Source organism: Aegicerativicinus sediminis (assembly GCF_015476115.1).
Lineage (GTDB): Bacteria > Bacteroidota > Bacteroidia > Flavobacteriales > Flavobacteriaceae > Aegicerativicinus > Aegicerativicinus sediminis.
Genome location: NZ_CP064295.1, coordinates 2,107,281 through 2,120,142 on the forward strand (window position 1 = coordinate 2,107,281; position 12,862 = coordinate 2,120,142).

Annotated in this window: 11 protein-coding genes; all 11 read left to right on the forward strand. The window is 33.4% G+C overall.

What is annotated here, in order from left to right:
* The first annotated feature begins 1 nt into the window (after window position 1).
* The 11 genes from ISU00_RS09125 to ISU00_RS09175 all read left to right on the forward strand — a co-directional run bounded on the left by ISU00_RS09125 (window position 2) and on the right by ISU00_RS09175 (window position 12,735).
* Window positions 2–1,294 carry a glycosyltransferase family protein gene (locus tag ISU00_RS09125; protein ID WP_228850349.1) on the forward strand — a complete coding sequence of 431 codons (1,293 nt, stop codon included), beginning with the start codon at window positions 2–4 and terminating at the stop codon, window positions 1,292–1,294.
* Window positions 1,291–2,262: a sulfotransferase domain-containing protein gene (locus ISU00_RS09130; RefSeq protein ID WP_228850350.1), complete on the forward strand. Its 972-nt coding sequence runs from the start codon at window positions 1,291–1,293 to the stop codon at window positions 2,260–2,262. Before ISU00_RS09125 ends, ISU00_RS09130 begins: the two co-directional genes overlap by 4 nt.
* Entirely contained in the window at window positions 2,259–3,428 is a 1,170-nt protein-coding gene (locus ISU00_RS09135; RefSeq protein ID WP_228850351.1) for a glycosyltransferase family 4 protein, read from the forward strand. The genes ISU00_RS09130 and ISU00_RS09135 overlap by 4 nt, the downstream gene beginning before the upstream one ends.
* 173 nt (window positions 3,429–3,601) lie before the next feature.
* Window positions 3,602–4,777, forward strand: a complete 1,176-nt coding sequence (locus tag ISU00_RS09140) for a hypothetical protein (RefSeq protein ID WP_228850352.1) — start codon at window positions 3,602–3,604, stop codon at window positions 4,775–4,777.
* A complete protein-coding gene (locus tag ISU00_RS09145; protein WP_228850353.1) occupies window positions 4,774–5,781 on the forward strand; it encodes a glycosyltransferase family 4 protein in 1,008 nt (335 codons plus the stop codon). The genes ISU00_RS09140 and ISU00_RS09145 overlap by 4 nt, the downstream gene beginning before the upstream one ends.
* Window positions 5,768–6,943 carry a glycosyltransferase family 4 protein gene (locus ISU00_RS09150; RefSeq protein WP_228850354.1) on the forward strand — a complete coding sequence of 392 codons (1,176 nt, stop codon included), beginning with the start codon at window positions 5,768–5,770 and terminating at the stop codon, window positions 6,941–6,943. The genes ISU00_RS09145 and ISU00_RS09150 overlap by 14 nt, the downstream gene beginning before the upstream one ends.
* A gap of 13 nt (window positions 6,944–6,956) precedes the next feature.
* Window positions 6,957–7,511, forward strand: a complete 555-nt coding sequence (locus ISU00_RS09155; protein ID WP_228850355.1) for a WcaF family extracellular polysaccharide biosynthesis acetyltransferase — start codon at window positions 6,957–6,959, stop codon at window positions 7,509–7,511.
* A 9-nt stretch (window positions 7,512–7,520) separates the two neighbouring features.
* The gene (locus ISU00_RS09160) at window positions 7,521–8,285 is read left to right on the forward strand and encodes a glycosyltransferase family 2 protein (protein WP_228850356.1); all 765 of its coding nucleotides are present in this window, start codon (window positions 7,521–7,523) and stop codon (window positions 8,283–8,285) included.
* A 142-nt stretch (window positions 8,286–8,427) separates the two neighbouring features.
* Window positions 8,428–9,528 carry a glycosyltransferase family 4 protein gene (locus ISU00_RS09165; protein WP_228850357.1) on the forward strand — a complete coding sequence of 367 codons (1,101 nt, stop codon included), beginning with the start codon at window positions 8,428–8,430 and terminating at the stop codon, window positions 9,526–9,528.
* Between the two features lie 63 nt (window positions 9,529–9,591).
* On the forward strand, window positions 9,592–10,356 hold the full coding sequence (locus tag ISU00_RS09170) for a polysaccharide biosynthesis/export family protein (RefSeq protein WP_228850358.1): 765 nt from the start codon (window positions 9,592–9,594) through the stop codon (window positions 10,354–10,356).
* A 15-nt stretch (window positions 10,357–10,371) separates the two neighbouring features.
* Complete coding sequence (locus tag ISU00_RS09175) at window positions 10,372–12,735, forward strand: GumC family protein (protein ID WP_228850359.1); 2,364 nt, start codon at window positions 10,372–10,374, stop codon at window positions 12,733–12,735.
* Window positions 12,736–12,862 lie beyond the last annotated feature (127 nt).

Genomic DNA, 12,862 nt, shown 5'->3' on the forward strand with positions numbered 1-12,862 from the left:
TTTGAATACAATCCTAATAATATATCCCCATTGGCATCCTGCAAACCTAGCCGGAGTCCATCGCCCACGACTTATTGGAAATTACTTAAAAGCTTTAGGTTGGCGTCCAAGAGTTTTGACGGTAAATGAACGTTATTTTGAAGAAGAACCTGACCCTGATTTTTATAAAACGTTTTCCGAAGATTTTGAGGTGACAAGAGTGAAAGCCTTGAAAGTGGGAAGGCCGCGTATTTTTGGAGACATAGGCTTAAGGGCTTTTTGGTTTTTATACAAAAAAGCATTGTTCATTATACAGAAAGAAAGAATTGATTTTGTATGGTTACCAATTCCGTCATTTTACAATGCTCTTTTAGGACGTTTGTTATTTGAAAAAACAAAGATTCCCTACGGAATTGATTATATAGATCCTTGGGTTAGAGATATCACTAATCAAAATAATTTTAGGGCCAAAATAAGTCAAACTCTTGCGAGAATTTTGGAACCAATTGCCCTTAAAAAAGTATCTGTAATTAGCGGAGTCTCCACACCTTATTATGAGGCTGCTATAGGCCGAAATTTTCCTGAATTTTATAAAAAGGGGATACTTCAAGCAACAACCTATAATCGCCATACTGGTAAGAAAATTACTCATGTTGCCATGCCCTATGGATTTGATCCCAATGATCATAAAGTGCAGCTTGAAACATTGGTAAGTCCTTGGGAAAATGCCACTAACAAGAAAATTTGGATTTATGCAGGGGCTTTTCTTCCAAATAGCCACTTTTTATTGGATGTATTTTTTGAATCCATTTCAGACCTAAGGAAAGAAGGGCAATGGGATGAATCTATAGAATTATGGTTTATAGGAACAGGTATGTATTCCGCCAAGCGAATTGGTGCATACGCCAAAGATCATTTCTTACAGGATGTTGTCTTTGAAATCCGCGAAAGATTTCCATTTTTACAAGTATTGAATTTTCTTTCAAGGGCAAATACCGTCATGATCATAGGAAGCACCGAAAAGCATTACACCGCTAGTAAAACTTTTCAAGCTTTATATAGTGGTCGACCGATCTTAAGTGTATTCCATGAGGAAAGTAGCGCTTTAGAAATTTTAGAACAATGTAATGCCGCATTGTTTAATGTAAAATTTAATCCCAATAAATCCCGCACGAGTTTAGTTAAGGATTTCAAGCGGGCTATTTTGGCTAGGTTAAGAGGTGATAGCTGGTCTCCCAATTATTCGCCACTTCAGAAATACTCTGCCAAAGTTTCCGCAACAGCACTTGTTTTAGCAATAGAAGAGATACTATGAATGTTTTAGAGAAGTTGTCAGAATCTGTAGAATTTTATAAAAAAATAAAATTTACCAAAATTGAAAATCAGGAAAATATATTGATTTATGGTATTTCCCGGGGTGGCACTACCATGTTAGCCAACGCTTTGACAAAGACCCTTGATGCAAGACTTATATGGGAGCCACTTTTTAAGTATAATAAGGTGTTTTTAAAACGTGTTAATCCTTATTCTACATATCCTTATACTGAATTTAAGTTAGGATGGCACCCTAATCTTCCTACTCAAGGCACTGTAGAAATCAACAACTATTTTGATGATCTATTTAGTATGAGAGAAAGGAATATCAGGTTTTTAAGATTTAATAACTGGGATAGGTTTAAAACAAGTAAGAAAACCATATTCAAGTTTTGTTTTGGAAATTTCATGTATCCCTATTTCCAAAATCGCTATAATTATAAATCAATCGTATTGCTAAGACATCCGTTCGCAATAGCTTCTTCCTCCCTAGGTTATGGAGACAATTTTGATTGGCATAAGACTAATTTCAATATTTGGAAGTATATGGACAACGAATTGAACCCAGGTTTTTTCAAGAATATCAATAACAAGATTGAAACCATTAATTCTCCATTTGAATTAATCGTTTTCCAGGTTGTAAGTCAGTTTTCCTATGTATTGGATCAACTGGATACTTCTAATTCAATCTTTATTTTTTATGAAGATCTTTTATTGAATCCAAAAGGGGAAGTGAACAAAATTGAAGCTCTGTTAGGCTATGAAATTGACAGGGAACAGTTTTTGAACATTATTAAAAAGCCTAGTTTTAGTTCCAAAAAGGGACATACAAATACAAATGCCATGGAACAATTGACTAAATGGCAGAAAAAGTGCACGGAAGAAGATGTTCAAGGTGGATTAAAGATTTTCAAAAGCTTTAATTTTAATCATTACGATGACAATCCATTGCCAAAATCGATTAAATGAAAAAGCTGGCAGTTATTACCACGCATCCCATTCAATATAATTCCCCTTGGTTTGCCTTATTGAATAATCAAACTCAAATCGAGGTAAAAGTATTTTACACTTGGTCTCAAAGTGAAAATTTTGTAAAAGATAGAACTTTTGGTAAAGAAGTTAGATGGGATATTCCTTTGCTTAAAGGTTATGATTTTGAATTTGTACAAAACGTTTCAAAGGACCCAGGAACACATCATAGAAAAGGAATATATTGTCCAGAGTTAATAGGTAAGGTTCGTTCCTTCAATCCCTCAGCTATTTTGGTGTTTGGATGGTATTTGAAATCTCATTTTCAAATAATGCGGTATTTTAAGGGAAAGATTCCTATTTGGTTTAGAGGTGACTCCACTTTGTTGGATAATGAGCCATATTTAAAATCTTTTGCTCGAAAATTATGGTTGACATGGGTTTACAAGAATGTTGACAAGGCATTTTATGTTGGTATTGAGAATTATAAGTATTTTAAGTACTTCGGTTTAGATGATAACCAATTGGTATATGCGCCACATTCGGTGGATAACCAAAGATTTGGTAAGAATGAGGGCGGGCATTATACAGATGAAGCTAATAGATGGAGGAATGAGCTTGGACTAAAAAGTAAAGATTTGGTTGTGTTATTTGCAGGAAAACTTGAATCTAAAAAACAACCAGATTTTCTTATTAGATCCATTCAAAAAGCTAATTTGCAAAGAAAAAGGCCTCTTAAACTATTGGTAGTGGGTAATGGTCCTATGGAAAAGCAAATTTTAGGACAAATTGAATCAGATTCTAATTTGTTTTATTTGGAATTTCAAAATCAATCCAAGATGCCAATTGTTTACAGAATGGGAAATATCTTTTGTCTTCCCTCAAAGGGCCCTGGAGAAACTTGGGGATTAGCAGTAAATGAGGCTATGGCGAGTGGAATTTCGGCTATAGTAAGCAATAAGGTTGGTTGTGGTTCTGATTTAGTGAATTCTGACGTTGGTCTTATGTTTGAATATGATAACGAGAATCAACTGGTTGAACAACTTATTCAATTAGAATTAAATCAATGCAAACATTTGGGTGATTCGGCACAACAGTTAATTAAAAACTGGTCGTTTCAAAAAATAACTGAGGCTATTTCAAAAGAAATGTCTTTGCTCAATTAGAAAGGTCAATAATGCTTAAGCATCAAATCTTTTACATTTTAATTAGTATAGCCGTTCTTATCTTTTATTTGATTACGGGTAACCCCTTTGTTTCATTTGGGTTATGGTTGTTATTCTATTTTGTATTGAGGTTTGTTTTTTTATTAGGAAAGGATATTCCCTTATTCGAATTAATGATTATTCTAGCGCTTTCCCAGTGGATCCTTGGACCTTATATCGATTATATTACCCCAACTACCCATTGGCGTTATTATATGTACGTAGATGAAAATCAATATTATGCATTTGTACTTCCCGTGGTAATTGTTTTTATCCTTCCGATTATTCTTTTAAAGAAATCCATAGACATAAATAGATTAGAAGAAAAGCTGAAGGGAATAACTAGTTTAAATCCAAAACTTCCTTGGATATTGGTGGGGTTTGGAATTTTATGCAGTTTGGTTGGCCGCTTTATGCCGGGTGCATTGGTGTTCGTATTCTTCCTTTTTTCTCAATTTAAATATATTGGTCTGATCTATATGTTTTTTTCGGAAACCAAATATGATAATTATTTATTATATGCCATATTTGGGGCTACCATATTATCTTCAATCCAGGCAGGTCTATTCCACGATTTAATACTTTGGTCTGCACTATTTTCAACGTTCATCGTTTACCGCTACAAATGGGGACTCAAAAGGCGTTTTGTATTGATGGGTATTGGCTTTCTTTTTGTTGTTACTACACAATCAATTAAGGCTGAATTTCGGGAAATCAAGGAAAATACTCCAGAAGTTTCTAGTTTAGATCTTTACGCCAATTTAGCAATAAACCAAATTTCAGGTGAGGGGTTATTTAGTTCTGAAGAACAAATAAATGATTTAAATGTAAGGTTAAATCAAGGATGGATTATTAGTGCCATTATTGATAATATACCTAGATTTAGGCCCTATATTGGTGGTGAAACAATCAAGGATGCCGTATTTGCAAGTTTATTACCACGCTTTTTAAACCCAAATAAAAAACAAGCTGGAGGCCGCGAAAATTTTAAATTATTCACAGGCATGGAAATTAAAGGCGACACATCTATGGGAATAAGTATTTTGGGAGAGGCCTATGGAAATTATGGTCCAAACGGAGCTTTAATTTTTATGTTTATTTGGGGGTTGCTACTTGTGGGAATTTACAATTTGGTAGTTCTTTCTAGTTTGAAATATCCTTCCGTTATTCTATGGCTTCCTTTAATTTTTCTTCAAGTTTTAAAAGCAGAAACTGAGTTATTGGTAGTTTTAAATCATCTAATTAAGGCAAGTTTAATTGTCTTTTTAACTATTTGGTTTGTTACCAAATCGCTTAAATGGAAATTGTGAATAGATTTAAATGTATCCTACTTTTTCGTAAAAAATTACCTCAAAATAGTAGCATAGAAGAGCTATTTAAAGGACTTTTTCAATATTTTGATAAAGTAGAAGATATAGAAACTGAAATTGAGGAAGTTAAATTTAATGGTGCGAAATTCAAAGTTATTTTTAAAAATATACAACAGGTTAGAGGTCTATCTGCCGATATTTTTCACATAACGGGGGATGTACACTATTTGGCTTTAGCCAAAAAGAAAAATATGGTTTTAACGGTTCATGATTGTGGTTCTGCCCTAAGAGGTTCCATTTTTAAAAAATTCATAGTTAAAGTATTTTGGTTCTGGCTGCCGGCCTTAATGGTAGATAGGATTACGGTAATTTCCGAATTTTCTAAATTGGAGTTATCGCAGCTAATTCCTTTCGCAAAAAAGAAGATTAAAGTTATTCATAATCCAGTGAATGAAGCCATCACTGAATCTAGAAAGGTGTTTAATCAAAATTATCCATTGATATTGCATATAGGTACTAAACCAAATAAAAACTTGAAACGTACCATTAAGGCATTAATTGATATCAAATGTAGATTAAGAATAATTGGAAAATTATCCCAGGAGCAATTGAATTTATTGGAGGATTCAAATATTGATTATGAAAATGAATTTTTTGTGCCTTATGAACGAATCCTGGAGAGTTATAAAGAATGTGATATAGTAACATTTGTCTCCACTTATGAAGGTTTCGGGATGCCTATTATTGAGGCTCAAAAGATCGGGCGGCCCGTGATTACATCCAATTGTTCTTCAATGCCGGAAGTGGCAGGAGAAGGAGCAATGTTGGTAGATCCATATGATGTGGAATCGATTAGATCTGCAGTGCTTACACTCATTTATGACCCTTTATTGAGGAATTCCTTAATTGAAGAGGGTTTTGAAAATGTTAAGCGCTTTGAAATAGAGAATATTTCACAACAGTATATAAAATTATATTCCGATATATTGAATGAAGGAAGTTAGAAAATTGCAAATATTGGTTTTTATTGATTGGTTCTTACCGGGTACGGCCTCTGGTGGACCTGTGAGATCGTATGCAAACATGATGGAACATATGAAAGAGGAGGTGGACTTTTTTGTTGTCACTAGAAATCATGACTACTGCGATAATAGACCCTATCAAAATATACTTAAAAATCAATGGAATAATTTATTTGCAAATGTTAAGGTAATGTACGTTGAAGAAAAGGAAATTTCCTCAAAAACCTTTAGGAAGGTCTTAGACTTTGAGAAATTTGATGCTATTTATATTAATGGTGTTTACAGTTGGAAATTTTCTATTTTGCCAATTTTAGCCTTAAGGTCATTTAAGTTACCATTGATAATTTCCGCACGGGGAATGCTAAATCCTCAGGCATTTTCAGTTAAAGGGTTAAAGAAGAAGATTTATATAAAACTCTCCAGACTATTGGGGCTATATAAAGATGTGTATTTTCATGCCACAAATGAGGATGAAAAAAGTAATATATATGAGCATTTTGGAAAATCCGAGCGAATTAAGGTTGCGCCAAATTTCCCGCGGAAAATTGAATATTTTGAAAGATCTGGCCCAAAATTAATCGGAGTTTTGAATTTGATAAATGTAGCTAGAATATCAAAGGAAAAGGGGACTTTGGTTATCTTGAAAATATTATCTAAAGTTTCGGAGGGTAAGGTTTCCTTAGATATTTATGGCCCGATTTATGACCATCGATATTGGGATTTATGTAAGGAAGCAATCGCGTCCTTGCCCCATAATATTGTTGTAAACTATAAGGGAATATTAAACAGTGAAAAAGTACCTAAAAAGATGTCTGAATATGATGCGTTTATTATGCCATCATATGGAGAAAATTTTGGTCATTCCATTTTAGAGGCCATGTCTGTGGGATTGCCTGTAATCATTTCCAACTTGACACCCTGGAATTCGCTGAATGAAAAAAATGTAGGATGGGACATTGGGATAGAAAATTTAGAGGGGTTTGTAAAGTCGATAAATCAATTATTATTTATAGATGATACCGCTTATAAAGAAAAAAGTTTGGCAGCGAGACAATATGCCGCTCAATTTATTAACAACCCTAGTACCCTCCAAGCTAATAAGAAAATGTTTGAAGAGGTTATAAATGATTTTGCTTCCCATTAAATAAATTTCAGGCGTGGAAAAACAAATAGTTAATCTATCTAAATTTAATAACGATTGGTTTGATGCAGGTAATAAAATTAAACGCATCATGTGGTTTATTATTAATGCCTTATTTTTTATAAACCCTTTGAATGCTTCTTCAAAATTAAAAGTTTTCCTTCTCAGAAAATTTGGGGCTTCTATAGGTGAAGGTGTAGTTTTTAAACCGAAGGTTAATATTAAATATCCCTGGAACTTATCTATTGGGAATAATTGCTGGATAGGAGAAAACGTTTGGATAGACAATTTAGCTCAAGTAACAATAAAAGATAATGTATGCATTTCCCAAGGAGCCATGTTACTTTGTGGTAACCATAATTATAAAAAAACAACTTTCGATTTAATGATTGGCCCAATCACTTTAGAAGATGGCGTTTGGTTAGGTGCCCAATCCTTAGTTGGTCCTAATGTTATTTGTCGCTCTCATTCGGTTATAGGAGTTAAATCGGTTGCTACTAAGGACCTTGATCCCTACTCAATTTATAGGGGAAATCCTGCACAAAAAGTCCAAGAAAGGATAATCGAATAAAATTGATTCATGCTTAAAGTCTCCATCATTACTGCAACGTACAATAGCGCTGGTTCCATTAAAACAGCGATAGAGTCGGTGAATAACCAAATATATAGGAACATAGAGCATGTCTTTATTGATGGCCAGTCTAAAGACGAAACCTTGAAAATAATAAATGAAAAGTCCCAGGTTTCAAAAACGGTTATTTCTGAATCGGATAATGGAATCTATGATGCATTAAATAAGGGAATTATCTATAGCAAAGGAGATATTATAGGTCTTCTCCATTCTGATGATTTTTTGGCAGAACCCGATATAATTGAAGCAGTAGTTGATATTTTTGAAAAAACAAACGTGGATGGTGTTTATGGAGATTTGCACTATGTTAAGAAAGATAACACCCAAAAAATTATTCGCCATTGGAAAGGAAAACCATTCGACATCGCTCTGTTGAAAAATGGTTGGATGCCCGCGCATCCAACCCTCTTTTTAAGGAGATCTGTCTATGAGATGTATGGAGGTTTTGATACTAGTTTTAAAATAGCGGCTGATTATGATTTCATTCTTCGAATAATGAATGAAAAAAAATTAAAGTTTAAATACCTACCTATGGTATTCTGTAAAATGAGGGTTGGAGGGGCGAGCAACAAAAATATTTTAAATATTGTATTAAAGTCAACCGAAGATTACCGGGCATTGAGGAAAAATCAGTTTAACTCGCCGATCATTATATTGCTTCAAAAAAATCTTTCAAAGGTTCCTCAATTTATTCGAACGTTTAAAATTGGATAAAATTAGGGGAGGTGGGCATACGTTAACGGATTCAATTGATTTTTTAATAAAATTCATTCATTTCGTTTTATAATATTTATTTTGAAATAAAAATTCTATTTTTGAAGGTCCAATCTACATTGAATAGTAGTTAATTACAACTATGAACTTGTTATTTGATCCCCAAGTATTACTCAATTATTTTAATGAACATAGAATCATATTCTCTATTGTCATATTTACCGCTTCCTTTGCGATTACGTATTTTATTATCCCAAAAATAATATTTGTTACATATAAGAGGCGATTATTGACGGAAGTAGGAGATCGTAGTTCTCATAAAGTTCGAACTCCAGTTTTTGGGGGTGTTTCCTTCTTTATAACCATAGTCCTTGTCCTATCGGTTACGCAGTCTATGTATAAGGAGTTGTTAATTGGTAACCAAATTATTGCTGCTATTACGATCCTTTTTTTAGTAGGACTTAAAGATGACCTTGTGGTTTCAACCGCCAAAGCGAAATTAATAAGTCAATTTTTTGCTATAGCGTTCGTTGTGTTTCTTCCAGAGCTTAATATATTGAGTTTAAAGGGTTTTCTTGGACTTTATGAATTGGGGTATTTGAATCTAGCTGCCATAATATTTATGTTATTAGTCATTAATGGTTATAATTTAATTGACGGAATAGATGGTCTTGCAGCAATTATAGGAATCATAATTTGTTCTGCATATGCCTATACTTATTTTATTTTACATGATAACTTTTATTTCTTATTGAGTCTAACAGTTATTGGGTCATTATCTGCGTTTTTAAGATATAATTTATCAAATACAAAGAAAAAGTTGTTCATGGGAGATACAGGGTCCTTGATAATTGGATTTGTTATAGGATTACTGTCATTGAGGTTTTTGACCCATAGAGATATCGTAACTTCTACGGTTGGACTTTTGGCTGAAAACAGTGTTGCCATAATAGTCGCTATTTTATGTGTGCTACTTTTCGATACGCTTCGAATTGTCATTTCAAGATTATTAGAAAATAAGCACCCTTTTGAAGCAGATCGCAACCATGCGCATCATATTTTATTAGATACGGGTTTTTCACATTTAAATGCTAGTCTTGTATTGGGTGCGTTCAATATTGCTATGATCCTTGTTATTTGGGTGTTGGGTATATATTTTTCAAGTTTTATACTGACCTTTATTTTATTGGTTTCCTTTGCAGCATACTATTTAGTTTTAAATAAACTAAAAAAACGTACTTGAGATCTCCGTGAATTTATATCACATGCTTATTTTTGTTAATATTGGAAATTGTTTGCTTTCTTAATGAAACTCTCTTTTATTATTTTAATACTTACTTTAATTATTACATCTTGTAGTGCAAGAAAGGACATTAGGTATTTTGAAAATATTGAAACCCCAGTGGAAGCAGGATTTAATGCGGTTGGTGAAGTTTTATTAATGCCAAATGATAAAATAACGATAACTGTTTCTTCGCCGGATAATATTGGCGTTGCGCCTTTCAACAAAACAGAAATTAGTTATGTAATGCAGGATGCAGCCGGAACAACAGTAACTAACCCAAAGCCATATACAGTTTCTAAGGAAGGGACAATTGAATTTCCTAAATTGGGCGTCCTTAATGTGCAAGGTAAATCTTTAACGGAATTGGATAATTATCTTACCAAAATACTTAAAGAATATATCGATGACCCCTATGTTGACATTGAAATAGTTAATTTTCGATTTTTTGTGCTCGGGGAGGTGAAAAATCCTGGTGTTTACAACAGCGAAAATGAAAATATGACGTTTATCGAAGCAATTGCAAAGGCAGGTGATTTAACCATTTCAGGAAAGCGGGACAATATTTTGATAATCCGAAAATCTGGACTAGGAAGACAGTTTATTCGTTTGAGTTTGTTAGATCAACAACTTTTTACTAGTCCTGGATATTATATACAGACAAATGATATAATTTATGTCGAGCCAAGCATTATTGGATCTAGAAAAGAGGCTTGGGAAACTAGAATAGGTACTTATACAGGGATATTTGCCTTCATATTATCTGCTTATGCGATTCTTTCCAGATAATCATAACTCCAAACTATGAGTGAAATTCCCGATAAAAATAATGCCAATTTTCAAGATGAACGGATTAATATTAAGACCCAAGTTGAATATTATCTAAGGCATTGGAAATGGTTTTTATTGGCGGTAATTATTGCATATGCCTATGCTTATTATGAGATTAGAACCATAGTTCCTCAATATAAAATTGTATCATCTATTCTCATAAAGGATGCTGGTGGGGGGTCTCCTGAATTAGCGGCGCTTTCAGATTTAGGCTTTATGAAGAGCAGCAAAGGAGGTGTTGATGACGAAATTCAAATTTTACGATCGAGAACATTGATGCGGCAAGTTGTCGAGGAACTCAATTTGAATATTGAATATGTAAGCAAAGGGTATTTAAGACCCAAGGAATTGTATAATAATTCTCCAATTATAATTCGTTTTTTAAATGATACCGTAAAGGCAAATGCGAGAGGAAATTTCGTTTTATATATTCATGACAAAGATGAATTTTCATATGTTAGAAACGATGAAATCTCAAATGAAAAGTTTCCTTTAAACACTTGGATAGACACCAATCTGGGGAGCTTGAAGTTCGAAACCAACTCAAGGATCGATCAATATGTTGGTAGGGAAATTTATATACAGTTAAATTCTGTTGAGCAATCGGTCAATTTATACCAATACCAAATAAACATCTATTTTCCTGATAAATATTCTAGGGTTATTGAATTGTCAATGGTGTCTCCAAATGTTCCAAAAGCTAAGGACATCATTAATAAATTGGTGGAACAGTATAACGAAGATGCCATTAATGATACAAAGTTGGTGGCAAATAAAACTTCTGAATTTATTGACGAACGATTAAGAATTATTTCGGAGGATTTATTTAAGGTTGAAAAGGATGTAGAATCTTTTAAAAAAGATAATTCCTTGATTGATATTAATACGCAATCTCAAGAATTTTTATCGGGTAGAAGAACATATGAAAATCGACGTATTCAGTTAGAAACAGAATTGCAACTAATTGATTACATGAAGGATTATTTAGAGCGACCAAATCTTGAATTATTGCCATCGAAAATAGGTTTAACTGATCCAGCGTTACAAACATCTATAAATGAATATAACACACTCTGGTTACAAAAAGATAAGGCGTTAGAAAGTGTCACGGAAAAGAATCCAATAATTGATAATTACAATAGGGATTTAGAATTATTGAAACAAAAAGTGAATCAGGGACTTGACAATTTAGAATCCAATATAAATATTCAAATTTCAGATTTAACTAACCAGGAAAGACGATTTCAAGGAGGACTATCAAATATTCCAACACAAGAACGGGAATTTAGGGATATAGAACGGCAGCAACAAATTAAAGAACAGTTGTTTCTTTATTTATTAACAAAAAGAGAGGAAACTGCTATCGCCAGTGCAGCTACTTCTGCAAGTTCTAAAATTATTGATAAAGCCTACTCTAGTTTAGGGCCGGTATTGCCAGATAAGCGAAGTATTTATATGAAATATATTATTGCCGGCATAATTATACCCTTTCTAATTCTATTTGTAATCAATCTTCTAGATACAAAGGTTAGGAGCTCAAAGGATGTTGAGAAATTAATTAAAAAACCCATCATTGGCGAAATTCCAAAATCTCCTTCTAAGGAGCATTATATTGTTAAAACACATGATAAATCTAATTTGGCCGAATCATATCGATTGCTAGATACGAATTTGGAATTTTTACTATCTGATGCTCAATCCTCTTGTAAATCCATATTAATCACATCGACCATTAGTAAAGAGGGGAAAACCTCCATTGCCACCAATATTGGGTTGACTTTGGCATACTCTGGTAAGCGAGTGGCTCTGATTGAATTAGATCTTAGGGCACCAAAAGTTTTGCAGTATCTAAATCTAGAAAAGGCCTCAGGCGTGTCCAATTTCATTGTTGATCATGACTTATCGATTGATGATATCATTATTGACCAATCCCTCACTCCTAATTTAAAAATAATTCCATCTGGGGATATTCCTCCTAATCCGACGGATCTATTAAAAACAAAACGCTTAGGTGAGTTGTTCGCTCAACTAGAAGAACAGTTTGACTTTATTATTATTGATACAGCTCCTGTTAGTTTAGTGCCCGATACCTTCCTTTTAAGCAAATATGCGGATGTTTGTGCCTATGTGATAAAAGCGAATTATTTAGATAAGCGTCAGTTAAAATATGCTGAAATGTTGGTAAATGATGAACGATTTGATAACGTTGCATTTATAGTTAATGGTGTTACAAAAGATAAAGGAGTGGGTTATGGTTATGGCTACGGATATGGTTATGGTTACGGCCAACCTGTCCCTCTTCCGTGGTACAAAAGGCTCCTTAAATTCAGAGGATAATACTTTTTATCGATGAAATACATCATTTTATCGATAAAATTTCATTATTTAACAAACTTAAATGTACTTTACAAGTCCTTCATAGGCCCCAAAGTCTTATAAAGGTTTTTAATCCATTTTACTTCTA